Raw genomic sequence first — 22,598 nt, forward strand, 5'->3', positions numbered from 1 at the left:
TTAACCTCTCGCCTCAAGACTGGCTGCCAGGATGGCCAATACCAGTTGCTGGAAATCCAGGCCGGCCGCGCGGGCCGCCATCGGAACCAGACTGTGATCGGTCATGCCCGGAGCGGTATTCACTTCCAGGAACCAGAACTGCCCCTGGGCGTCCTGCATCACGTCGGCACGTGCCCAACCGGCGATACCGAGCGCCTCACAGGCTTTCGCCGTGAGTTCCATGAGTTCCTGTTCCTTGGAGCTGTCGAGCCCGCACGGGATCCGGTACTGGGTATCGGAAGCCAGGTACTTGGCGTCGTAGTCGTAAAATGTGTGGGGAGTGCCCAGGGCGATGGGTGGCAGCACCTGGTCACGCAGGGTCGCGATGGTGAACTCCGGACCCTGGATCCATTGCTCGACCAACACTTGCGAATCGTAGGTACTGGCCGCCTTCCATGCGTCGATCAATTCGGGCGCGGAAGTCACCTTGGCCATACCGATACTGGAGCCTTCATGAGCCGGTTTGACGATCAAAGGCAGGCCCAGTTCCGCCACCGCGGAAATACAGTCGGCTTCCGAACTCAGAACCGCGTGACGCGGCGTCGGAATGCCCAGGCTGTGCCAGACCTGCTTGGTACGCAGTTTGTCCATGGCCAGGGCCGAAGCGAGGATGCCGCTGCCGGTGTAAGGAATCCCCAGGCACTCCAGCAGCCCTTGCATGCTGCCGTCTTCACCGCCACGACCGTGGAGAATGATGAAGGCACGATCGATCTTCTCGCTCAAGAGCCGCTGCAGCAGATCATCGCCGACGTCGATGCCGAAGGCGTTCACACCGCCGCTCTGCAGCGCTTCAAGCACGGCCTTGCCGGACTTGAGCGACACTTCGCGCTCGGCGCTCTTGCCACCGTAAAGAACGGCGACGCGACCGAAATCGCTCGGTTTCACGGTAGAGAACAGGTTGGCGTAGGCAGCGATCATTTCGCCCCCTTGCCAGCGGCTACAGCACCGGCGAACAGCGGGCTGCCGAGCAGTTTTGGCGCCAGGCCACCGATGTCACCGGCACCCTGACACAGCAGGATGTCACCGGCGCGCAGCAACGGCTTGACCAGCGGTGCCAGGTCGACCCCACGCTCGATGTAGATCGGGTCCAGTTGGCCACGCTGACGGATGCTGTGGCACAACTGACGGCTGTCGGCGCCCGGGATCGGCTCTTCGCCGGCCGGGTAGACCTCCATCAGCAGCAATACGTTGGCATCGGCCAGTACCTGCACGAAGTCGTCGTACAGGTCGCGGGTACGGCTGAAACGGTGCGGCTGGTAGACCATCACCAGGCGGCGTTCCGGCCAGCCACCGCGCACGGCCTTGATCACCGCAGCGACTTCGGTCGGGTGGTGACCGTAGTCGTCCACCAGCATCACGTTGCCCCCTTCCACTGGCAGTTCGCCATAGACCTGGAAGCGTCGGCCCACACCCTGGAAGCCCGACAGGCCCTGGACAATGGCTTCATCGCTGATGCCTTCGTCGGTGGCGATGCAGATGGTCGCCAGGGAGTTCAGCACGTTGTGGTTGCCCGGCATGTTCACCGACACGTCCAGCGGCTCGCGGTCGCGACGCAGTACGGTGAAGAAGGTCTGCATGCCTTGCTGGCGTACATTGATGGCGCGCACGTCGGCTTCTTCGCTGAAGCCGTAGGTCACGGTCGGACGCTTGACCTGCGGCAGGATCTCGCGCACCACCGGATCGTCCAGGCACATCACTGCCAGCCCGTAGAACGGCAGGTTGTGCAGGAAGTCGACAAAGGTTTTCTTCAGTTTGTTGAAGTCACCGTCGTAGGTCGCCATATGGTCGGCGTCGATGTTGGTGACCACAGCCACCAGCGGTTGCAGATGCAGGAAGCTGGCATCACTTTCGTCGGCTTCGGCAATCAGGTAACGGCTGGTGCCCAGTTGTGCATTGGTGCCCGCTGCATTCAGCCGCCCGCCGATGACGAACGTCGGGTCCAGGCCGCCAGCGGCGAATACCGAGGCCAGCAGGCTGGTGGTGGTGGTCTTGCCGTGGGTGCCGGCCACGGCCACGCCGTGACGGTAGCGCATCAGTTCGGCGAGCATTTCCGCCCGCGGCACCACTGGAATACGCCGTTCCAGAGCGGTGGCAACTTCCGGGTTGGAGGTGTTCACGGCGCTGGAAACCACCAGCACATCGGCATTGGCAGCGTTCTCGGCGCGGTGGCCGATGAAAATCTGTGCGCCAAAGGACTCCAGGCGCTCGGTAACCGGCGATGCCTTGAGGTCGGAACCGGATACCTGGTAGCCCAGGTTCAGCAGCACTTCAGCAATCCCGCACATGCCCACGCCGCCGATACCGACGAAGTGGATGCGGCGGATGCGGCGCATTTCCGGCTGCGGCATGGCTTTCTGATTCTCAACCATGGGCCACCTCCAGGCAGATATTCACTACGTCGTGGGTGGCGCCGGGCTTGGCCAGGCGGCGAGCGGCCTGGGCCATGTTGTCGAGTCGTTCTGGTTGCATCAAAACCTCTGTCAGGCGAGCGGCAAGGTCCGCAGCACCAGTCGTTCTTTGCGGCATCAGGAAGGCAGCACCTTCACGAGCCAAATATTCGGCATTGCGGGTCTGGTGGTCGTCGATCGCGTGGGGCAAAGGCACCAGCATCGAGGGCAGACCGGCGGCAGCCAGTTCGCTGACGGTCAACGCGCCTGCGCGACAGACCACCAGGTCGGCCCAGCCATAGGCTTGGGCCATGTCTTTGATAAAGGGCTGCACCTGCGCCTCGACGCCGGCGGCGCGATAGCGCTCTGCAGTGACTTCATCGTGGTTTTTGCCGGCCTGGTGGAACACCTCCGGGCGCAGCTCGGGGGCGACCTGTGCCAAGGCTTCCGGCAACAGCTTGTTCAACGGCTCTGCGCCCAGGCTTCCGCCCAGGATCAGCAAACGCGCCTTGCGTCCGGCCAGGGCCTCGCGCGGTGTTTCGAGGAACAGTTCGGTGCGTACCGGGTTGCCCGTGGTGCGCCGGCTTTGCGAGGCACCGAAGGTGTCCGGGAAAGCTTCGCAGACTCGGGCAGCCAACGGCACCAGCAGCCGATTGGCGGTACCGGCCACGGCGTTCTGTTCGTGAACGATGACCGGCACGCCGGACAACTTCGCGGCAACTCCACCAGGGCCGGTCACATAACCGCCAAAACCCAGGACACAGACCGGCTTCAACTGGCGAATGACCCGCCGCGCCTGGAGCACGGCCTTGATCAACACAAACGGCGCCTTGAGCAGGGACAGCTTGCCCTTGCCCCGCAAACCGCTGACGTTGATCAGGTGCAACGGCAACCCGGCCGCAGGCACCAGATCGTTTTCGATGCCACGTGGGGTACCCAGCCAGTGCACGGTGTAGCCACGGGCCTGGAACTCGCGGGCGCAGGCCAGTGCCGGGAACACGTGGCCTCCGGTGCCGCCGGCCATGATCAGGACATTAGCGCCCATGGCTCGGCTCCTCGGCAAAGTCACTTTCACTGAACTCCATCTCTTCACTGCCCAGGTGGGTCCTGCTCTCCCATTCGATACGCAGCAACAACCCCAGACAGGCGCAGCAGATCACCAGCGAGCTGCCGCCATAACTGAGGAAAGGCAAGGTCAGGCCCTTGGTCGGCAACAGGCCGACGTTCACCCCGATGTTGATCAGGAATTGACCAATCCACAGGAACGACAAGCCATAAGCCACATAGGCGGCAAAAAACTGCTTGGCCTTTTCGGCCCACAGACCGATGTACATGCCGCGAATACAGACGAATACGAACAGTGCTACCGTGCACAAGGAACCCACGGCACCCAGCTCTTCAGCCAATACCGAGAACACGAAGTCGGTGTGGGCCTCCGGCAGATAGAACTGTTTCTGCACGCTGTTGCCCAGGCCGACACCCAGCCACTCACCGCGACCAAAGGCGATCAGTGCCTGGGACAATTGATAACCGGCACCGAACTGGTCCGCCCAGGGGTCGGCAAAGTTGGTCAGGCGCGCCATTCGATAGGGCTGCATCTGAATCAGCAAGACAACCGCTGCCACCGCCAGGACCACCATCAGGGAAAACCGGAACAGCCCCACACCGCCGAGGAACAGCATCGCCGCGGCGGCCCCCATCATCACCACGGTGGCACCGAAGTCCGGCTCCATCAGCAGCAGGCCCGCCATTGGCAGCAGAACGATGAATGGCTTGAAGAAGCCCATCCAGCTTTCACGCACTTCCTTCTGGCGCCGCACCAGGTAGCCGGCGAGGTAGATCACCACGAACACCTTGGCAATCTCGGACGGCTGAACGTTAAAGAAGCTGAAACCGATCCAGCGCATCGAACCGTTCACTTCACGGCCGATCCCCGGAATGATCACCATCACCAGCAGGCCAAAGGCACCGATCAGCATCAACCAGCCCAGGCGCTGCCAGGTGGCGATCGGGATCATCATGGTGACGATGCAGGCACCCAGGCCCAGCAGGATGTAGATCAGGTGGCGAATCATGTAGTACAGGGCGCTGCCCGACTGCGCCGCCGCCACTTCAGTGGAGGCAGAGGCAATCATGACCAGGCCCAGGCCGAGCAGGGTCAGGCAACCGGCGAGCATCGGGAAATCGAGGTCGATGCCCCGACCGGTGATGATCGGCGATGGATAGGGCTTGATGATGTTTCTCAGGTTCATGCCAGTTCCTCCACAACGCGGACGAACTGGTGGCCACGGTCTTCGTAGTTCTTGAACATGTCGAAACTGGCGCAGGCCGGCGACAGCAGCACCACATCACCGGGCTGGGCAGTGGCGCGGCATTGCTCCACGGCTTCCTGCAGCGAGCCGACACGAATCAGCGGCACGGCGTCACCGATGGCTTCGCCGATCTGATCGGAGTCGCGCCCCATCAGGATCACCGCGCGGCAGTTGGCCGCCACCGGGCCGCGCAGATCCTTGAAGTCGGCGCCCTTGCCGTCACCACCGGCGATCAGCACGATCTTGCCTTCGATGTCGGCGCCAAGGCCTTCGATGGCCGCCAGGGCGGCGCCCACGTTGGTGGCCTTGGAGTCGTTGTAGTACGCCACGCCATCCAGGTCGCGAACCCACTGGCAGCGATGCTCGAGGCCGGCGAAAGTGCGCAGCGCCGCGAGCATGGCGTCGAACGGCAAGCCCACCGCATGACCCAGGGCCAAGGCTGCCAGGGCGTTGGACTGGTTATGGGCGCCGCGGATCTTCAGCTCGCGCACGGGCATCAGGTTCTGGAACTCGAAGGCCAGGTACTTCTCGCCGTCCTCTTCGCGCAGGCCAAAGGCCTTGAAATCAGGCTTGCTCAGGCCGAAGGTCCAGCATGGCAGGCCTTCACCGATCAATGGCCGGGTCAGAGCGTCCTGGCGGTTGAACACCACCTGCCGGGCGCCACGGAAGATCCGGTGCTTGGCCAGGTGATAGGCCGGCAGTCCGCTGTAACGGTCCATGTGGTCTTCGCTGATGTTGAGCACGGTGGCCACTTCGGCGCCCAACTGGTCGGTGGTCTCCAGCTGGAAGCTGGACAGTTCCATCACGTACAGCTCGACGTCATCGCTGAGCAGGTCCAGGGCCGGGGTCCCGAGGTTGCCGCCGACCGCCACGCGCTTGCCCGCCGCCGCCGCCATCTCGCCCACCAGGGTGGTCACGGTGCTCTTGGCGTTGGAACCACTGATTGCCACGATCGGTGCCTTTGCGTTACGCGCGAACAGCTCGATATCACCGGACAATTTCACCCCACGGGCAGCAGCAGCCTGCAGGGCCGGGGTCGCCAGGGCCAGGCCGGGGCTCACGTAGAGTTCGTCGGCACGGCACAGGAAGTCCACGTCCAGCTCGCCACAACGCACCTCCACCTGCGGGTAGTCACGCCGCAGCGTGACCAGCTCAGGTGGATTTTCCCGCGTATCGGCCACCGCAAAGGCAACGCCCCGGCTCGCCAGGAAGCGAACCAGGGACATGCCGCTCTTGCCGAGGCCGACAACGATGCGGAAGTGGTCAGAAGCGATCAGAGACACTCGTTCTACCTCAGCTTCAGGGTGGCAAGGCCGATCAGCACCAGAATCACGGTGATGATCCAGAAACGGACGATCACGCGCGGCTCGGGCCAGCCCTTGAGTTCAAAATGGTGGTGAATCGGCGCCATGCGAAACACACGGCGGCCGGTCAACTTGAAGGAGGCAACCTGGATCACCACGGACAGGGTTTCCATCACGAACACGCCGCCCATGATGAACAGAACGATTTCCTGACGGACGATGACCGCGATAGTGCCCAGGGCCGCGCCCAGCGCCAGGGCGCCAACATCACCCATGAACACCTGCGCCGGGTACGTGTTGAACCACAAGAAGCCCAGGCCCGCGCCAATCAGCGCACCACAGAAGACAATCAGCTCTCCCGCCCCCGGTACATAAGGAATCAGCAGGTATTCGGCGAACTTCACGTTACCCGACAGGTAGCAGAAGATCCCAAGCGCACCGCCCACCATCACCGTCGGCATGATCGCCAGGCCATCGAGGCCATCGGTCAGGTTGACCGCGTTGCTCGAACCGACGATGACGAAATAGGTCAGGACCACGAAGCCGATGCCAAGGGGAATGCTCACGTCCTTGAGCATCGGGATCAGTAGAGTGGTTTCCACCGGACTCTGGGCAGTCATATAAAGGAAGATCGCCGCGCCCAGGCCGAACACCGATTGCCAGAAATACTTCCAGCGGCTGGGCAGGCCACGGGAATTCTTCTCGATCACCTTGCGATAGTCGTCGACCCAGCCGATGGCGCCAAAGGCCAGGGTCACCAGCAGCACGACCCACACATAGTGGTTGCGCAGGTCGGCCCACAGCAGGGTGCTGATACCGATGGCCGAGAGAATCAGCGCACCGCCCATGGTCGGTGTGCCCGATTTGGACAGGTGAGATTGCGGACCATCGTTACGCACGGACTGGCCGATCTGGCGGTTCTGCAGAGTACGGATCATCCACGGACCCAGGCACAGCGCCAAAGACAGCGCAGTCAGTACCCCGAGGATCCCGCGCAGGGTCAGGTACTGAAAGACCGCGAAGCCTTTGTAGAACTGTTGCAGGTACTCCGCTAGCAGCAGCAGCATCAATGTTTCTCCGTACTGGAGCCGCACAAAGCCGCGACGATGTTTTCCATCACCGCACTGCGCGATCCTTTGATCAAAATGGTGGTATTTGGGTCTTGCTCGACGCCCAGGGCGGCAATCAGGTCAGCCTGGCTGGCGAAGTGGCGTGCGTGCTCGCCGAAGGCGGCAACGGCATGAGCCATCATCGGGCCTACGGCGTAGAGGGCCGAAACCTTGCCAGCGGCATATGCACCTACTTCGCGGTGCCCCTGCTCCGCCCACTCGCCCAACTCGCCGATGTCTCCGAGCACCAGGACGGTGCGGCCGGAAAAGCCGGCGAGTATATCAACGGCGGCGCACATTGAGGTGGGGTTTGCGTTGTAAGTGTCATCAATGACCCGCATGCCGTTCTTGGCCAGTTGGGCGACGGTACGCCCCTTGACCGGCTGCACCGCATTCAGGCCGGTGACGATGCCGAACAGCGAGACGCCCATGGCGTGGGCCGCGACTGCCGCAGCCAGGGCATTGGCAACGTTATGGGTGCCCAGCAGGTTCAATTGCACCACCTCCACACCCTTGGGGCTGTGCAACTTGAAAGATGGGCAGCCACGGGCATCGCGACCGATATCGGAGGCAAAGAAATCGGCAGAACTGTCAGTCAGCGCGAAGCTCAGCACCTGACGGCCGGCAGCACGGGCCTTCCAGATAGGGAAAGCCTTGTCGTCCAGGTTGAGCACGGCGATCCCGGCGCTATCGAGGCCTTCCAGGATTTCCCCCTTGGCCTCGACAATCTTCTCCGGCCCGCCAAACTCACCGACATGAGCGGTGCCGGCGTTGTTGATGATCGCTACGTGGGGGCGAGTCATGGCCACGGTGTAGGCAATCTCGCCGATGCGCGAAGCGCCCAGCTCTATCACTGCGGCTGTGTGTTCCGGGGCCAGTTCCAGCAGGGTCAGGGGCGCACCCAGGTCATTGTTCAGGTTGCCCCGAGTAGCGTGTACCGGACCACGGGTGCGCAGGATGCTGGCGAGCATTTCCTTGACCGTGGTCTTGCCACTGGAGCCGGTTACCGCAGCGACCGGGCGGCTGAACGCGGAGCGATTGAGCGCGCCCAACTGCCCCAGCGCCAGGCGAGTGTCCTTGACCAGCAGTTGCGGCAGCGTGCTGTCGGGAACCTCACGTTCAACCAACGCCGCCACGGCGCCCTTGGCCGCCACTTCATTCAAGTAATCGTGGCCGTCAAAGCGTGGGCCGGTCAGAGCAATAAACAGTTGGCCGGCCTGAATCGCCCGGCTATCGATACTGACGCCGCTAAAACGAGCATCGCCCGCGATCAGGCGGGCGTCCAATGGAGCCGAGACTTCACTGAGTTGCAGGGCTTTAAGCATGGCCCACCTCCCACGCGGTCAAGGCTTTGTCCGCCTCGGCGAGATCAGAAAAATCATGTCGCTGGCCGTTTATTTCCTGGTAATCCTCATGGCCTTTACCGGCCAGCACCACCACGTCATCGGCCGACGCGGAAGCGATCAGGCGAGCAATGGCCAACCCGCGACCGGCTACGAATTCCACCTTTTCTGCCGCGCTGAAGCCGGCACGAATATCGTCGAAGATTTGGGCCGGGTCTTCGCTGCGTGGGTTGTCATCAGTCACCAGCACGCCGTCGGCCAGACGCTCGACCACCTCAGCCATCAACGGACGCTTGCCGCGGTCCCGGTCGCCGCCACAACCGAACAGGCACAGCAGGCGCCCCTTGGCATGCGGACGCAGGGCCAGCAAGACTTTTTCCAGGGCATCCGGGGTGTGGGCGTAATCCACCACCACCAGCGGCTGAGTACCGCCACCCAGGCGCTGCATGCGTCCGGCGGGGCCTTCAAGCTTGGGCAGGACCGCAAGAATTTCGTCCAGCGCGTATTCAAGACCCAGCAACGCACCTACCGCAGCCAGCACGTTGCTCAGGTTGAAGCGCCCGAGCAGGCAACTGCGCAGGTGGTGCTCACCCTGTGGAGTCACCAGGGTCGCGCGCACGCCATCATCGTCAAAACGCGCTTCGCGGCAGTACAGATAAGCAGCGGCGTCTTCGAGGCTGTAAGTGATCAGTCGTGACTCATGTTTGTCCGCCGCCAGTTGCCGGCCAAAATCGTCGTCGAGGTTGATCACCCGGCAACGCAGGTCGTTCCAGGCAAAGAGCTTGGCCTTGGCTGCGCCATAGGCTTCCATGGTCCCGTGGTAATCCAGATGGTCACGGGACAGGTTGGTCAGCACCGCCACATCGAAAGCCAGTGCCGCCACGCGCCCCTGATCCAGGCCATGGGACGAGACCTCCATGGCCACCGCCTTGGCTCCTGCATTCTTCAAGTCCGCCAGGGTGGCCTGCACGGCAATCGGGTTCGGCGTGGTGTGCATGCCGCTTTGCAGCGCGCCATGAAACCCGGTCCCCAGGGTACCTACCAGGCCACAACGCTGGCCGAGCAAATCCAGGGCCTGAGCCACCAGTTGGGTAACGCTGGTCTTGCCGTTGGTGCCGGTCACGCCCACCAGGTTCAACTGGCGGCTCGGGTCACCATAGAAGCGCCCGGCTATGTCCGACAGCTGCGCCGCCAGGCCCTTGACCGGAATCAGCGGTACATCGGTCAGCGGCAACACAGTTGCCCCTTCCACTTCATAAGCCACCGCGGCAGCGCCGCGCTGCAGGGCATCGGCAATGTGCGCACGCCCATCGAACTTGGCGCCGGGCACCGCAAGAAACAGGTCCCCGGCCCGCACGTTACGGCTGTCCACGGTCAACTCACGAATCAGCAGGTCGCGACCGGCGTGGGCGAAAATCTTGTTCAGGCTAAGAGACATCAGCCGCGCCCTCCATTGGCTCGTACAGGGGTGCCGGATGCGGCGTTGGCCTGCTGCGTGGTCGGCAGGTTGTCCGGGGTGATGTTCATCAAGCGCAGGGTGCCGGACATCACTTTGCTGAACACCGGCGCCGATACCAGGCCACCGAAGTAACCGGCTTTGCTCGGTTCGTCGATCACCACCACGATGGCGTAGCGTGGATCACTCATCGGACCGAAGCCGGCGAACAGCGAGCGGTAGGAGTTCTCGGCGTAGCCCTTGGTACCCACCGAAGTCTTGCGCGCAGTACCACTCTTGCCAGCCACGTGATAGGCCGGAACCTGTGCACGAAATACTCCGCGCGGGGCTTCGATCACTTGCTGCAGCATGCCCTGCATGGTCTTGGCGACATTTTCCGGAATCACCTGGGTGGTCTGCGGAGTCTTGTCGGACTTGATCAGTGTCAGCGGTGCAATACGGCCGTTGTTGGCCAATGCGGAAAAGGCGTGCACCAGCTGGATCGCGGTCACCGACAGGCCGTAGCCATAGGACAGGGTCGCGGTTTCCGCCTTGCGCCATTCGCGGTAGTTCGGCAGGTTGCCGACCCGCTCACCAGGGAAGCCGAGCCCCGTGTCCTGGCCTAGGCCGATTTTCTGTGCCAGGCGGAAAATGGTTTCGCCGCCGATATCGAAGGCCACCTTACTCATGCCGACGTTACTGGAGTTGATCAGGATGCCGGTCAGGTCGAGTACCGGACCTTCGGTCTTGGAAACGTCACGGATGGTGTATTTGCCCAACTGCAGGGTGCCCGGGTAGACCTCGACGGTATCGCTGGGCTTCCAGCGTCCGGTTTCCAGTGCGGCACTCATGGAGATCGCTTTCATGGTCGAGCCAGGCTCGAACACGTCGATCATCGCGCGGTTGCGCATCATCGCCGGCTGCAGGTTGCGCCGGTTGTTCGGGTTGTAGGTCGGCTGGTTGACCATGGCCAGGATCTCGCCGGTCTTCACGTCCATGATCACCAGGCTGCCAGCCTTGGCACCGTTCTCGACGATGGCGTTGCGCAGCTCGCGGTTGGCCAGGTATTGCAGGCGCAGGTCAATCGACAACGCCAAGGGCTTGCCGGCCTTGGCGTTCTTGGTGACCTGGACGTCCTTGATCAGCCTGCCGCGCCGGTCCTTGATCACCTGGCGCTTGCCCGGAACCCCTGCGAGCCATTCGTCGTAGGCCAGTTCCACCCCTTCGCGACCGCGGTCGTCGATATCGGTGAAACCCACCATGTGCGCGGTTACTTCGCCGGCTGGATAGAAGCGTCGGAACTCCTCGATGCCATAGACACCGGGGACCTTCAGATCCAATACGGACTGGCCCTGTTCAGGCGTCAGGCCTCGGACCAGATAGATGAACTCTTTATTGGCCTGGGCTTCAAGCCGCTCGGCCAGGGCTTTCGGGTCTTGGCCAAGTGCCATGGCCAGCGCCGGCCAGCGATCCTTGGCCAGCTGCATTTCCTTGGCATTGGCCCACAGGGTGGTCACGGGCGTACTGACGGCCAGCGGCTCGCCATTGCGATCGGTGATCAGACCGCGGTGCGCGGGAATCGGAATGTGCCGGACACTGCGTGCATCGCCCTGCCCCTTGAGGAAGTCACGGTCGACCACTTGCAGGTCGATGATGCGCCAGGCAATCGCCGACACCATGACCGCCAGCAAACCCAGCACTACACGGAAACGCCATGGATAGAGCGCGCCTTCGAGCTTCATGGCGCCACCATGCGAACTTCGGCCGCGCCGGGAATGTGCATTTTCAATTGTTCGGTGGCCAGCACTTCAATGCGGCTGTGAGCAGTCCAGGTGCTTTGCTCAAGAATAAGACGGCCCCATTCGGCCTGGGCTTTGTCACGCACGCTCAACTCGCCGTACAGCGTATTGAGCAACTGACGGTTCCAGTGGGCGCTGTAGGACACCGCAATCGCGGAAACCAGAACGCCGACGAATAGCAGGAACATGAAAAAGCTTCCGCCCGGAAGTGGCTTGGCGAAAAGCTTGCTCACCGAAGCTTCTCCGCGACACGCATTACGGCACTGCGGGCACGCGGGTTGGCCTTGAGCTCTGCCTCGGAGGCGAACTGCGCTTTGCCGTGGATCTTGATTTTCGGCACAAAGGCTTCGAAACGTACCGGCAGATTGCGCGGCAGGTTGTCCGATTCGCCCTTGACCAGACGACGCATGAACAATTTGACGATGCGGTCTTCCAGGGAGTGGAAGCTGATCACCACCAGGCGACCACCCACTTCCAGGGACTCCAGTGCAGCTTCAAGGCCAGCCTCGAGATCACCCAGTTCATTGTTGACGTGAATGCGCAGCCCCTGGAAAGCACGGGTAGCCGGGTTCTTGCCCTTCTCCCAAGCCGGGTTGGCGACTTTCAACACTTCAGCCAGATCGGCGGTACGCTCGAACGGCTGGATCTCGCGGCGCTCGACCACGGCTCGCGCCATGCGACCGGAGAAACGCTCCTCGCCGTACTCCTTGAATACCCGGGCAATTTCCTCTACCGGAGCGGTGGCGATGAACTGCGCAGCACTGATGCCGCGAGTCGGGTCCATGCGCATATCCAGCGGGCCGTCATTGAGAAAACTGAAGCCGCGTTCAGGGTCGTCCAGCTGCGGCGAAGACACCCCCAGATCCAGCAGGACACCGCTGACCTTGCCCGCCAGGCCGCGTTCGGCAACTTCCGAACCGAGCTCGGCGAAACTGCGCTGTACAACGACAAAGCGGCCGTCTTCGGCCGCTAGCGCTTGCCCGGTGGCAATCGCCTGGGGATCCTTGTCGAATCCGAGGAGGCGCCCCTGGGGCCCGAGCTTGCTGAGAATCAGCCGGCTATGCCCGCCACGCCCGAAGGTGCCATCCAGATAGCAGCCATCAGGACGTACGGCGAGAGCCTCGACGGCTTCGTCAAGCAGTACGGTGATGTGGTTAAAGCCGCTATCAATAGTCACAGGATCAAATCACGCAGTTCATCAGGCATGGCGCCCGGTTGTTGAATAGCTGCCAGGTCCGCTGCGGAAACAGCATTCCAGGCATCCTCGTCCCACAATTGGAACTTGTTCAGTTGGCCCACCAGCATTGCGCGCTTATCCAACTTGGCATATTCACGCAGGCGCGGAGGCACCAGAAAACGACCACTGCCATCGAGTTCAAGGTCGACGGCGTTACCAATCAGCAAACGCTGCAAACGACGGTTCTCTTCACGAAGAGAAGGCAGTGCGCGCAGTTTGGTTTCAATCAGCTCCCACTCATCGAGGGGGTAAACACACAAACAGGGATCAACGGCATCGATGGTGACGATTAACTGCCCGGAACTTCGCGAAACGAGCTCGTCACGATACCGGCTCGGCATGGCGAGACGGCCTTTTGCATCGAGACTGATAGCGTTAGCTCCGCGAAACACGTCAGCGTTTCTCCAAATTTTAGCGTTTTGCGCTCAAAAAACCCACTTCATGCCACTTTCCGCCACTTGCGCACACTATAGGAATGCGCCCACACCACCGTCAAGGCGCGCGGCGACGGAAAAGCCTTATAGAACGGAGATTTAGGAGACTTAAAGGAGAGGTAACGGGAATTCGAAGGGTGTTTCAGAGCATCAACTTCCGACAGCTCAATAAGCTGCAGCGCGAAGTTAAAGTAATTTATTAAGAGTAAGATTTTTTCGGTATTACAAAAACGCTTCTGCTATTGATTCAAGCAGGGAGGGAAAAGGTGGAGAGTCGATCTGTAAGCCGGGTTCTGTCGAGGACAGTCATTCCTCTACGATGGCCATCACTGGACATCTTTAGCAACCTACCCGGTTCCAGCGCGGGCCACGCCTTGGAACCCTATTTGGTCTTGCTCCGAGTGGGGTTTACCTAGCCACGAACTGTTACCAGACGTGCGGTGCGCTCTTACCGCACCTTTTCACCCTTACCGGCACCGAAGTGCTTAGGCGGTTATTTTCTGTGGCACTTTCCGTAGGCTCACGCCCCCCAGGCATTACCTGGCACTCCGCCCTATGGAGCCCGGACTTTCCTCCCCCCTCTAATTTTCATAGAGGGCAGCGACTGTCCAATCGACTCTCCGCCGCGCAGGTTAACGGCAGAGCGAACGAAGAACAAGCGCTAAAAGCCTTTGGCCACCCTGCTACGCAATTTATTGTTCTTTCTGTTTATCCAGGGCCACCTGATACAACACATTCTTGCGCTCGCCAGTGATTTCCGCAGCCAAAGCAGCAGCCCGCTTCAGCGGCATTTCCTTGAGCAACAGGTCGAGGATACGCATCGACTCACTACTGATCGCCTCATCACTTTCCGGTGCTGTCCACCCCGCGACCAGCACCACGCACTCCCCACGCTGCTGATTGCTGTCGGACTCGACGAACTGGCGCAGCTCGGAAAGTGGCAGCCCCTTCAGGGTCTCGAAGGTCTTGGTCAATTCACGCGCCAGCAATGCCGGCCGCTCACCACCGAATACCGACTCCATATCCTGCAGGCATTCAAGTATGCGATGCGGCGCCTCATAGAAAATCAGCGTACGCGGCTCTTCCTTGACCGCTTCCAGGCGCGCCCTGCGCCCGACCGCCTTGGCCGGCAGAAAGCCTTCGAAGATGAACCGGTCTGAAGGCAAGCCCGCCGCCGACAACGCCGCGATCAGAGCACAGGCCCCCGGTACTGGAACCACGTTGATACCCGCCGCCCGCGCCTGGCGCACCAGGTGGTAGCCGGGATCGGAAATCAGCGGCGTGCCCGCATCGGAGATCAAGGCGACATTATCCCCAGCCAGCAGACGAGTAATGAAGCGACTGCCCTCATCACGTTCGTTGTGCTCATGGCAGGCAGCCAGGGGCGTGGAAATACCAAAGTGCTGCATCAGGCGCTGGGAATGCCGGGTATCTTCGGCAGCGATCAACGACACCTCGCGCAACAGCTTCAAGGCCCGGGCGCTGATATCGTCCAGGTTGCCGATGGGCGTCGCCACCACATAAAGCGAGCCAGCAGCGGAATTCAAAGGACCTGGAGCAGTCAAAGCGCACACCTCTTGATCGGAAAAAGCGCCATTGTAGCGCGTTGAAGCATTCTCAATACGCCTTGCGATCAGCCGGTATGGCGCTGCGCTGCGACCTTTCAGGCAGCCAAGCAACATTTGCTTGAGCTAAATCGACGGTTTATCGCCAGTAACATCGCACCCCAGCCAGCGCTTGGGTACAATTCCACGCTCATTTGATCGAGTATCAGGAACACTTACATGATCGCTTGCCTGCGGCTGTTTCTTGCCCTCTGCCTGGCTACCCTTCTGGTGGCTTGCGCCAGCTCGCCCTCTTCCAGCCTTGGCGAACTTCCACGGACACCGGATGCCAGTATCGAGCAACTGCTCGAACAGGCCGCCACCAGCAAAACTCCGGAAAAAGCAGCCCTGCTGCGCCTGAGCGCCGCCGACCTGGCGTATCGTCAAGGCAATGCCGGACGCGCCGGACAAATCCTGCAGCAAGTGCCGCTGGATCAACTCAAGCCTGCCCAGCAAATCTTCGCCAGCACCCTGTCCGCAGAGCTGGCCCTGGTGCGCAACCAGCCAAAGGCTGCCCTCACCGCACTGAGCCATCCAAGCCTGCAACACCTGAGCGAACTGCCGGCAGCTCAACAGATTCGCACCGGCAGCGTTCATGCTCGCGCACTGGAAGCCGACGGCCAGACATTGGCCGCCGCCAAAGAGCGCATCGTTATCGCGCCCTTGCTCAAGGATGATGCAGCAGCCAAAAACCACGAAGCCATCTGGGCACTGATTGCCGCCCTGCCGACCGATCAGTTGCAGCCTGCCGGCAATGACGACCTGGCCGGCTGGATGAGCCTGGCCCTGGCAGTCAAGAGCGCCGGCACCCTGGAACAGCAGCAGGCAGCCATCGATACCTGGCGCGCCCAGAATCCAAAGCACCCGGCTGCCATTCAACTGCCCCAACCCCTGATCAAGCTCAAGGAACTGGCCAGCCAGCCGGTATCGAAAATTGCCTTGCTGCTGCCACAGGACGGCCCCCTCGCATCGGTTTCCAAAGCACTGCGCGAAGGTTTCATGGCTGCTCACTACCAGGCTCAGCAAGCCGGACAGAATCCACCCAGCATCGAGTTCTATGACAGCTCGCGCCTAAGCTCGCTGGATGACTTCTACCGCAAGGCTCAGGCCGCTGGCGTGCAACTGGTCGTCGGCCCACTGGAAAAGCCCCTGGTCAAGCAACTTGCCGCTCGCCCGCAACTGCCGATCACCACCCTGGCCCTGAACTACAGCGAAGGCGAACAAGGCCCGGCGCAGTTGTTCCAGTTCGGCCTGGCAGCCGAAGACGAAGCCCGCGAGGTTTCCCGTCGCGCCCGCGCCGATGGCCTGCACCGCGCCGCCGCTCTGGTTCCGAAAGGCGAATGGGGCGATCGCGTGCTCAAGGCATTCCGTCAGGATTGGGAAGCCAATGGTGGTAGCGTAATCGGTATCGAACGCGTCGATCAGCCCGTCGCCCTGGCACAGCAGATTGCCGACCTGTTCCAGTTGCGCCAGAGCGAAGGCCGCGCCAAGAGCCTGCAGAGCACCGTAGGCACCCAGGTAGCCGCACAGCCATCACGTCGCCAGGATATCGAGTTCATTTTCCTCGCCTCCACTCCGCAACAGGCTCAGCAGATCAAGCCGACCTTGAACTTCCAATACGCTGGTGATGTACCGGTCTACGCCACCTCCAATGTGTTCAGCGCCAGCGGCGACCAGAACCAGTACAACGACATGAACGGCGTGATGTTCTGCGAAACCCCATGGCTGCTGGATGCCAACGGCCCGCTGCGCCGCCAGGTCACCGCACAATGGCCGCAAGCCGGCGGCAGCCTAGGGCGCCTGTATGCCATGGGCGTCGACGCCTATCGATTGGCGCCACGCCTGGGCCAACTCAAGGCCCTGCCAGACAGCCGGATAGAAGGTGAATCCGGCAGCCTGGGCATGGCTGCCGGGCAACGCATCGAGCGTCAGCTGCCATGGGCCAAGTTCGTCGGGGGCCAGGTGACCCGCCTGCCCGACACGCCGCGCTAATGCTCCAAGGATCAAGCCAGCACAGCGGACGAGATGCCGAAAGCCAAGCGCTTGGGCATCTCCAACAGCACGGACTGCGCCTGCTGGCGCAGAACTGGTTGTGTAAACGCGGCGAGCTTGATCTGGTCATGCTTGACGGCGATACAGTAGTATTCGTCGAAGTCCGCTACAGAAAACACACGCAATGGGGTGGCGCACTGGGCAGTATCGATGGGCGCAAGCGTCAAAAACTGATCCTTGCCGCGCAGCTTTTCCTGCAAAGCGAATCACGCTGGTCCAGCCATCCTTGCCGTTTCGACGTGGTCGCCATTGACGGCGCCTCGGGTGCAGAAGCCCGCTTGAACTGGCTACGCAATGCCTTCGACAGCTGAAAGAAGCCCTCAGGCCGCACCCATTTTCACTCAACTATTTTGCTCTTTGCTTTGCGGGCTGCACATTTACGTGCCACCAAGCCGCGCCACTTAAGGTCACACAGATGGACATGCAATCCCGAATTCGCCAGCTTTTTCAGGCCAGTATCGACACCAAGCAACAGGCGATGGACGTACTTGCACCGCACATCGAGCAAGCCAGCCAGGTCATGGTCAACGCCCTGCTCAACGAGGGCAAGATGCTCTCTTGCGGCAACGGCGGCTCCGCCGGCGATGCCCAGCATTTTTCCTCCGAACTGCTCAACCGCTTCGAGCGCGAACGCCCGAGCCTGCCGGCCATTGCCCTGACTACCGACAGCTCTACCATCACCTCGATCGCCAACGACTACAGCTACAACGAAGTCTTCTCCAAGCAGATCCGCGCCCTGGGCCAACCCGGTGACGTATTGCTGGCGATTTCCACCAGCGGCAACTCCGCAAACATTATTCAAGCGATCCAGGCCGCACATGATCGCGAAATGATTGTCGTAGCATTGACCGGTCGTGACGGCGGCGGCATGGCTTCCCTGCTGCTGCCTGAAGATGTCGAGATCCGCGTACCGGCCACCGTCACTGCACGCATTCAAGAAGTCCACCTGCTGGCGATCCATTGCCTCTGCGATCTGATCGACAGCCAATTGTTCGGGAGTGAAGAATGACCCCTAATCGCCTTGGCCTCCTGGCCTTGACCTTGTGCCTGAGCATCACTGGTTGCAGCTCGGTGATTACCGCCACCCGCGACAAACCCATCGATGATGACCGCGGCACCCGCACCTTTGGCAGCAAGATCGACGACTCGCTGATCGAGACCAAAGTCGCCGTCAACGTCGCCAAAGCCAGCCCAGACCTGGAAAACAACTCGCACATCGTTGTCACCAGCTTCAACGGCATCGTCCTGCTGGCCGGACAAACACCCCGCCCGGACCTCAAGGCCATGGCCGAACAGGCCGCCAGCGAAGTGCAGCGCGTCAAGAAGGTGCACAACGAACTGCAGGTACTACCACCTTCCGGCTTCCTGGCCCGCCAGAACGATGGCTGGCTGACCACCAAGATCAAGACCCAGATGCTCACCGACGCCAGCGTGCCCGCCTCGCGAATCAAGGTGGTGACCGAGAACGGCATCGTCTACCTGCTGGGCTTGCTGACCCAACAGGAGGCCACCCAGGCCACCAACCTGGTTCAAGGCGTGTCCGGTGTGCAGAAGATCGTCAAACTGTTCGAATACATCGACTGACACACAACCGCGAGATACAAAAAAGGCGATCCGGATGGATCGCCTTTTTTATTACTTGACCACTTTCAAGCTGGGTCGGCCACTGGGGCGCGGCGGCTCACTGTCCGGTGGCGGCAGGTCGTCATCCGGCTCGAGATCATCCTCTTCATCCAGAGGCGACTCCAGATCGAAGACCATGCCCTGGCCATTCTCACGGGCATAGATCCCCAAGATCGCCGCAACCGGCACATGCAGGCTGTGCGGCACACCACCGAAGCGCCCTTCGAAGGTCACTACGTCGTTATCCATATGCAGATGACGCACGGCACTGGGAGAAATGTTCAGGACGATCTGCCCATCACTGGCAAAGCCCTGGGGCACCTGCACTGCCGGATAGTCAGAATTGACCAGCATGTGCGGGGTGCAATCGTTGTCCACAATCCACTCATAGAGCGCGCGGACCAGATAAGGTCGACTGGAGTTCATAGCGGCTCCTTAAGCCTCAGCGCATATCGCGTTCGACACCAGACAGACTCGCCTGGAAAGCCTCACGCGCAAATTGGCGTTCCATATAATCAAGCAACGGCTTGGCCTGCCGCGGCAGTTCGATACCCAGGACCGGCAATCTCCAGAGTATGGGCAGTAGGCAGCAGTCCACCAGACTTTGTTCCTCACTGAGGAAAAATGGCTTGTCGGCAAACAAAGGAGAAACACCCGTCAGGCTTTCACGCAATTCCTTGCGCGCCTGCACTCGAGCAGCCTCCTTGGTCCGCGGATCAAGAATCAGATCCACTTGCCCGCACCAGTCACGCTGGATCCGGTGTATCAGCAGACGGCTGTTGGCTCGCGCCACAGGATAAACCGGCAGCAGTGGCGGATGCGGATAACGCTCATCCAGGTACTCCATCACCACTGTCGACTCCCACAACGCCAGGTCGCGGTCGACCAGCGTTGGCAAGCTCCCATAAGGGTTCACTTCGATCAGCTTCGGCGGCTGACGCCCCGCCTCCACACTGATGATCTCGGCGCTGACACCCTTCTCTGCGAGCACAATGCGCACCCGGTGGGAATAGTGGTCGGCGGGGTCGGAGTAACAGGCCAACCGATTGGTCACGCCCATGGCGATCCTCCTCGCTTGTTGAAATTATCGGAAGCAGAAAAAACGAGCGCGCCCTCAGGGCGCCTCTGGTAACCCCCGAATGATACAGGGTTGTTACAGTTTCAGAGACGCCCTTGGGCGCGCACGTTCAACAACTGATGCTTAAAACGCTATCAATGCACATCCTTCCAGTATTCGCGCTTGAGCAGATAGGCGAACACGAAGAAGAAGGCCAGGTACAGCAGTACGTAGGTACCGATGCGCTGGTGCTGCAGCTTGACCGGGTTGGCCGAGTAAGCCAGGAAGGTCACCAGGTTCTTGACCTTCTCGTCGAACTGAGCCTCGTTGAGAGTCCCGGTGTTCTCCTTGATGGTCAGCTGGTCACAGGCTTCATGAGTCAGCGGCGTGCCAGTCAGCGGATCGTATTGCTTCTTGCCGTCTTCGACGATCTGCACCTGCTTGCAACCGATCACCTGGCGACCCTGCAGGCCAACCAGAACGTTAGGCATGCCCACGTTCGGGAAAACCTTGTTATTCACACCCCAAGGGCGCGCCGGGTCCTCATAGAAGGACTTGAGGTAGCCATAGAGCCAGTCGGTACCCCGCACACGGGCCACCAGGGTCAGATCCGGTGGCGCAGCGCCAAACCAGGTCTTGGCATCTGCCGGCTGCATGCCGATGTTCATGTGGTCACCGATCTTGGCGCCGGTGAAGACCAGCTTGCTCAACATCAGATCGTGAGGGATACCCAGATCGTCGGCAACCCGCTCATAACGCTGGAACTTTGCGCTGTGGCAGCCCATGCAGTAGTTGGCAAAGGTACGCGCGCCGTCTTGCAGGGCAGCTTTGTCGGCCAGGTCGATATCGACCTTCTCCAACTCAGGGCCGCCGTGCTCGGCCGCGAAAGACAATACAGGCATAGCAGCAAGAATCAGTACAGCAAATAGCTTTTTCATCAGCCAGTCACCCTTTCCGGAACCGGTTTGGTCTTCTCGAGCCTGGTGTAGAACGGCATCAGAATGAAGTAGGCGAAGTACAGGAAGGTACATACCTGCGACAGCAGCGTACGGCCCGGAGTCGGTGCCAATACACCCAGCACCCCCAGGATCACGAACGAGATGCAGAACACCAGCAGCCAGATCTTGCTCAGCCAGCCTTTGTAGCGCATGGACTTGACCGGGCTACGGTCGAGCCAAGGCAGCACGAACAGCACGGCAATGGCAGCACCCATCGCAATGACGCCCATGAGCTTGTCCGGCACCGCACGCAGGATCGCGTAGAACGGGGTGAAGTACCAAACCGGAGCAATGTGCTCAGGCGTCTTGAACGGGTTGGCCTGTTCGAAGTTCGGCTTCTCGAGGAAGTAGCCACCCATTTCCGGGAAGAAGAACACGATCGAGCAGAAGATGAAGAGGAACACCACTACGCCGACGATATCCTTCACGGTGTAGTAAGGGTGGAAAGGAATACCATCCAGCGGGATGCCGTTCTCATCCTTGTTCTTCTTGATGTCGACGCCATCCGGGTTGTTCGAACCCACTTCGTGCAGTGCCAGGATGTGCAGCACCACCAGACCGAGGATCACGATCGGCAGGGCAACAACGTGCAAGGCGAAGAAGCGGTTCAGGGTGATACCGGAAATCAGGTAGTCACCGCGGATCCACTGAGTCAGGTCGTCGCCGATGACCGGGATCGCACCGAACAGCGAGATGATCACCTGGGCGCCCCAGTAGGACATCTGGCCCCACGGCAGCAGGTAGCCCATGAAGGCCTCGGCCATCAGTGCCAGGTAGATCAGCATGCCGAACAGCCACACCAGCTCACGGGGCTTCTGGTAGGAACCGTAGAGCAGGCCACGGAACATGTGCAGATAGACCACGATGAAGAACGCCGAAGCGCCGGTGGAGTGGAGCAGACGCAGGATCGCGCCGTACTCGACGTCGCGCATGATGTATTCAACGGAAGCGAAGGCCTCTTCCGCCGAAGGGGTGTAGCTCATGGTCAGCCAGACACCGGTTACGATCTGGTTGACCAGAACCAGCAGCGCCAGGGAGCCAAAGAAATAGAAGAAGTTGAAGTTCTTCGGAGCGTAATACTTGCTGAGATGGTCTTCCCACATCTTGGTCGCGGGGAAGCGCGCATCAACCCAATCCATGAACTTGCTCATCACGCTTTCTCCGTGTCGACGCCAATGACGATGATGTCATCCGACTCATAGGAATGCGGGGGTACTGGCAGGTTCAAAGGCGCAGGTTGCGACTTGTAGACGCGACCAGCCAGATCGTAGTGGGAACCGTGGCAAGGGCAGAAATAGCCACCTACCCAGTCCTTGCCCAGATCCGCGGGCGCCACTTCAGGACGGAAGGTCGGAGAACAGCCCAGGTGGGTGCAGATACCGATCAGCAGCAGAATCTCTGGCTTGATCGAACGCACTTCCGGGTCGACGTAGGTTGGTTGTACTGAGTTCTTGGAGTCAGGGTCAGACAACTGGCCCTCGATCTTTTTAAGATTCCCCAGGATTTCCTCGGTACGGCGGACGATGAATACCGGCTGACCACGCCATTCAGCAATCATCTGCTGACCTGGGTCGATCTTGCTGATATTCACCTTCACCGGTGCACCTGCGGCTTTCGCCTTGGCACTGGGAAACCATGACCCCACGAACGGGACCGCAGCCCCCACCGCTCCAGCAGCACCCACCACGGATGTGGCTGCTACTAGGAAGCGACGCCGGCCTGCATTCACGCCGTCATTGCTCATTCAGTCCTCTCCCATCAGCTTTGTGGCCTGTTAAATCAGGCATCTACTAAGTAAAAATCTGAACTTATAAAAATTTTGCCGAATGGTAATGAAAAGCCCCTATTCTGACAAGGTAATTACC

At 60.8% G+C, this 22,598-nt stretch carries 22 protein-coding genes and 1 other RNA gene; 4 read left to right on the forward strand and 19 right to left on the reverse strand.

All coding sequences use genetic code 11. The features are described from left to right. The 14 genes from A9971_RS24270 to rsmI form a co-directional block, all read right to left on the reverse strand. Window positions 1–957 (reverse strand): D-alanine--D-alanine ligase, encoded by a 957-nt coding sequence (locus A9971_RS24270; protein ID WP_015636927.1) that lies wholly within the window; start codon window positions 955–957, stop codon window positions 1–3. Further along, entirely contained in the window at window positions 954–2,408 is a 1,455-nt protein-coding gene (gene murC, locus A9971_RS24275) for a UDP-N-acetylmuramate--L-alanine ligase (protein WP_011063309.1), read from the reverse strand. The genes A9971_RS24270 and murC overlap by 4 nt, the downstream gene beginning before the upstream one ends. Further along, window positions 2,401–3,471: an undecaprenyldiphospho-muramoylpentapeptide beta-N-acetylglucosaminyltransferase gene (gene murG / locus A9971_RS24280; RefSeq protein ID WP_011063310.1), complete on the reverse strand. Its 1,071-nt coding sequence runs from the start codon at window positions 3,469–3,471 to the stop codon at window positions 2,401–2,403. Before murG ends, murC begins: the two co-directional genes overlap by 8 nt. Then, window positions 3,461–4,678 (reverse strand): putative lipid II flippase FtsW, encoded by a 1,218-nt coding sequence (gene ftsW, locus A9971_RS24285; protein WP_011063311.1) that lies wholly within the window; start codon window positions 4,676–4,678, stop codon window positions 3,461–3,463. Before ftsW ends, murG begins: the two co-directional genes overlap by 11 nt. Beyond that, the gene (murD, locus tag A9971_RS24290) at window positions 4,675–6,021 is read right to left on the reverse strand and encodes a UDP-N-acetylmuramoyl-L-alanine--D-glutamate ligase (RefSeq protein WP_015636929.1); all 1,347 of its coding nucleotides are present in this window, start codon (window positions 6,019–6,021) and stop codon (window positions 4,675–4,677) included. Before murD ends, ftsW begins: the two co-directional genes overlap by 4 nt. 5 nt (window positions 6,022–6,026) lie before the next feature. Further along, the gene (gene mraY / locus A9971_RS24295) at window positions 6,027–7,109 is read right to left on the reverse strand and encodes a phospho-N-acetylmuramoyl-pentapeptide-transferase (RefSeq protein WP_011063313.1); all 1,083 of its coding nucleotides are present in this window, start codon (window positions 7,107–7,109) and stop codon (window positions 6,027–6,029) included. After that, window positions 7,109–8,476 (reverse strand): UDP-N-acetylmuramoyl-tripeptide--D-alanyl-D-alanine ligase, encoded by a 1,368-nt coding sequence (murF, locus tag A9971_RS24300; protein WP_183000063.1) that lies wholly within the window; start codon window positions 8,474–8,476, stop codon window positions 7,109–7,111. The genes mraY and murF overlap by 1 nt, the downstream gene beginning before the upstream one ends. Beyond that, the gene (locus tag A9971_RS24305; RefSeq protein ID WP_183000064.1) at window positions 8,469–9,932 is read right to left on the reverse strand and encodes a UDP-N-acetylmuramoyl-L-alanyl-D-glutamate--2,6-diaminopimelate ligase; all 1,464 of its coding nucleotides are present in this window, start codon (window positions 9,930–9,932) and stop codon (window positions 8,469–8,471) included. Before A9971_RS24305 ends, murF begins: the two co-directional genes overlap by 8 nt. Further along, window positions 9,932–11,671: a penicillin-binding protein 2 gene (locus tag A9971_RS24310; RefSeq protein WP_011063316.1), complete on the reverse strand. Its 1,740-nt coding sequence runs from the start codon at window positions 11,669–11,671 to the stop codon at window positions 9,932–9,934. Before A9971_RS24310 ends, A9971_RS24305 begins: the two co-directional genes overlap by 1 nt. Continuing rightward, a complete protein-coding gene (gene ftsL / locus A9971_RS24315; protein ID WP_011063317.1) occupies window positions 11,668–11,961 on the reverse strand; it encodes a cell division protein FtsL in 294 nt (97 codons plus the stop codon). Before ftsL ends, A9971_RS24310 begins: the two co-directional genes overlap by 4 nt. Further along, the gene (gene rsmH / locus A9971_RS24320) at window positions 11,958–12,905 is read right to left on the reverse strand and encodes a 16S rRNA (cytosine(1402)-N(4))-methyltransferase RsmH (RefSeq protein ID WP_011063318.1); all 948 of its coding nucleotides are present in this window, start codon (window positions 12,903–12,905) and stop codon (window positions 11,958–11,960) included. The genes ftsL and rsmH overlap by 4 nt, the downstream gene beginning before the upstream one ends. After that, window positions 12,902–13,357, reverse strand: coding sequence for a division/cell wall cluster transcriptional repressor MraZ (gene mraZ, locus A9971_RS24325; RefSeq protein WP_011063319.1), 456 nt, complete (start codon window positions 13,355–13,357; stop codon window positions 12,902–12,904). The genes rsmH and mraZ overlap by 4 nt, the downstream gene beginning before the upstream one ends. Before the next feature lie 308 nt (window positions 13,358–13,665). After that, window positions 13,666–14,019: RNase P RNA component class A (gene rnpB / locus A9971_RS24330), an RNA gene on the reverse strand. Window positions 14,020–14,091: 72 nt separating this feature from the next. Continuing rightward, a complete protein-coding gene (rsmI, locus tag A9971_RS24335; RefSeq protein ID WP_019093695.1) occupies window positions 14,092–14,964 on the reverse strand; it encodes a 16S rRNA (cytidine(1402)-2'-O)-methyltransferase in 873 nt (290 codons plus the stop codon). A gap of 219 nt (window positions 14,965–15,183) precedes the next feature. Between rsmI and A9971_RS24340 the strand changes: the two genes are divergently transcribed. The 4 genes from A9971_RS24340 (at window position 15,184) to A9971_RS24355 (ending at window position 18,639) form a co-directional block, all read left to right on the forward strand. Then, on the forward strand, window positions 15,184–16,995 hold the full coding sequence (locus tag A9971_RS24340; RefSeq protein ID WP_011063321.1) for a penicillin-binding protein activator: 1,812 nt from the start codon (window positions 15,184–15,186) through the stop codon (window positions 16,993–16,995). Continuing rightward, window positions 16,995–17,366, forward strand: a complete 372-nt coding sequence (locus A9971_RS24345) for a YraN family protein (protein WP_019093694.1) — start codon at window positions 16,995–16,997, stop codon at window positions 17,364–17,366. Before A9971_RS24340 ends, A9971_RS24345 begins: the two co-directional genes overlap by 1 nt. 104 nt (window positions 17,367–17,470) lie before the next feature. Next, window positions 17,471–18,064 carry a phosphoheptose isomerase gene (locus A9971_RS24350; protein ID WP_015636934.1) on the forward strand — a complete coding sequence of 198 codons (594 nt, stop codon included), beginning with the start codon at window positions 17,471–17,473 and terminating at the stop codon, window positions 18,062–18,064. Further along, complete coding sequence (locus A9971_RS24355) at window positions 18,061–18,639, forward strand: BON domain-containing protein (RefSeq protein WP_011063324.1); 579 nt, start codon at window positions 18,061–18,063, stop codon at window positions 18,637–18,639. The genes A9971_RS24350 and A9971_RS24355 overlap by 4 nt, the downstream gene beginning before the upstream one ends. 51 nt (window positions 18,640–18,690) lie before the next feature. On the opposite strand, the gene A9971_RS24360 is transcribed toward A9971_RS24355, so the two are convergent. From A9971_RS24360 to petA, 5 genes are all read right to left on the reverse strand, one after another. Next, window positions 18,691–19,104, reverse strand: a complete 414-nt coding sequence (locus tag A9971_RS24360) for a ClpXP protease specificity-enhancing factor (protein ID WP_011063325.1) — start codon at window positions 19,102–19,104, stop codon at window positions 18,691–18,693. Between the two features lie 16 nt (window positions 19,105–19,120). Beyond that, entirely contained in the window at window positions 19,121–19,738 is a 618-nt protein-coding gene (locus A9971_RS24365; protein ID WP_011063326.1) for a glutathione S-transferase N-terminal domain-containing protein, read from the reverse strand. A gap of 152 nt (window positions 19,739–19,890) precedes the next feature. Continuing rightward, the gene (locus A9971_RS24370; RefSeq protein ID WP_011063327.1) at window positions 19,891–20,673 is read right to left on the reverse strand and encodes a cytochrome c1; all 783 of its coding nucleotides are present in this window, start codon (window positions 20,671–20,673) and stop codon (window positions 19,891–19,893) included. Beyond that, window positions 20,673–21,884, reverse strand: a complete 1,212-nt coding sequence (locus A9971_RS24375) for a cytochrome bc complex cytochrome b subunit (protein WP_011063328.1) — start codon at window positions 21,882–21,884, stop codon at window positions 20,673–20,675. Before A9971_RS24375 ends, A9971_RS24370 begins: the two co-directional genes overlap by 1 nt. Continuing rightward, a complete protein-coding gene (petA, locus tag A9971_RS24380) occupies window positions 21,884–22,477 on the reverse strand; it encodes a ubiquinol-cytochrome c reductase iron-sulfur subunit (protein ID WP_011063329.1) in 594 nt (197 codons plus the stop codon). Before petA ends, A9971_RS24375 begins: the two co-directional genes overlap by 1 nt. Between the last annotated feature and the right edge of the window lie 121 nt (window positions 22,478–22,598).

It is taken from the genome of Pseudomonas sp. UME65 (assembly GCF_014170225.1).
Lineage (GTDB): Bacteria > Pseudomonadota > Gammaproteobacteria > Pseudomonadales > Pseudomonadaceae > Aquipseudomonas > Aquipseudomonas protegens.

What these genes read in the sequence shown, in the direction of transcription:
- mraY (WP_011063313.1), bottom strand. Translation starts at nt 7,109, where the DNA reads ATGCTGCTGCTGCTAGCGGAGTACCTGCAACAGTTCTACAAAGGCTTC.
- A9971_RS24360 (WP_011063325.1), bottom strand. Translation starts at nt 19,104, where the DNA reads ATGAACTCCAGTCGACCTTATCTGGTCCGCGCGCTCTATGAGTGGATT.
- A9971_RS24370 (WP_011063327.1), bottom strand. Translation starts at nt 20,673, where the DNA reads ATGAAAAAGCTATTTGCTGTACTGATTCTTGCTGCTATGCCTGTATTG.
- murF (WP_183000063.1), bottom strand. Translation starts at nt 8,476, where the DNA reads ATGCTTAAAGCCCTGCAACTCAGTGAAGTCTCGGCTCCATTGGACGCC.
- murG (WP_011063310.1), bottom strand. Translation starts at nt 3,471, where the DNA reads ATGGGCGCTAATGTCCTGATCATGGCCGGCGGCACCGGAGGCCACGTG.
- A9971_RS24310 (WP_011063316.1), bottom strand. Translation starts at nt 11,671, where the DNA reads ATGAAGCTCGAAGGCGCGCTCTATCCATGGCGTTTCCGTGTAGTGCTG.
- A9971_RS24355 (WP_011063324.1), top strand. Translation starts at nt 18,061, where the DNA reads ATGACCCCTAATCGCCTTGGCCTCCTGGCCTTGACCTTGTGCCTGAGC.
- A9971_RS24350 (WP_015636934.1), top strand. Translation starts at nt 17,471, where the DNA reads ATGGACATGCAATCCCGAATTCGCCAGCTTTTTCAGGCCAGTATCGAC.
- A9971_RS24270 (WP_015636927.1), bottom strand. Translation starts at nt 957, where the DNA reads ATGATCGCTGCCTACGCCAACCTGTTCTCTACCGTGAAACCGAGCGAT.
- A9971_RS24365 (WP_011063326.1), bottom strand. Translation starts at nt 19,738, where the DNA reads ATGGGCGTGACCAATCGGTTGGCCTGTTACTCCGACCCCGCCGACCAC.
- petA (WP_011063329.1), bottom strand. Translation starts at nt 22,477, where the DNA reads ATGAGCAATGACGGCGTGAATGCAGGCCGGCGTCGCTTCCTAGTAGCA.
- A9971_RS24375 (WP_011063328.1), bottom strand. Translation starts at nt 21,884, where the DNA reads ATGAGCAAGTTCATGGATTGGGTTGATGCGCGCTTCCCCGCGACCAAG.
- A9971_RS24345 (WP_019093694.1), top strand. Translation starts at nt 16,995, where the DNA reads ATGCTCCAAGGATCAAGCCAGCACAGCGGACGAGATGCCGAAAGCCAA.
- ftsW (WP_011063311.1), bottom strand. Translation starts at nt 4,678, where the DNA reads ATGAACCTGAGAAACATCATCAAGCCCTATCCATCGCCGATCATCACC.
- murC (WP_011063309.1), bottom strand. Translation starts at nt 2,408, where the DNA reads ATGGTTGAGAATCAGAAAGCCATGCCGCAGCCGGAAATGCGCCGCATC.
- A9971_RS24340 (WP_011063321.1), top strand. Translation starts at nt 15,184, where the DNA reads ATGATCGCTTGCCTGCGGCTGTTTCTTGCCCTCTGCCTGGCTACCCTT.
- A9971_RS24305 (WP_183000064.1), bottom strand. Translation starts at nt 9,932, where the DNA reads ATGTCTCTTAGCCTGAACAAGATTTTCGCCCACGCCGGTCGCGACCTG.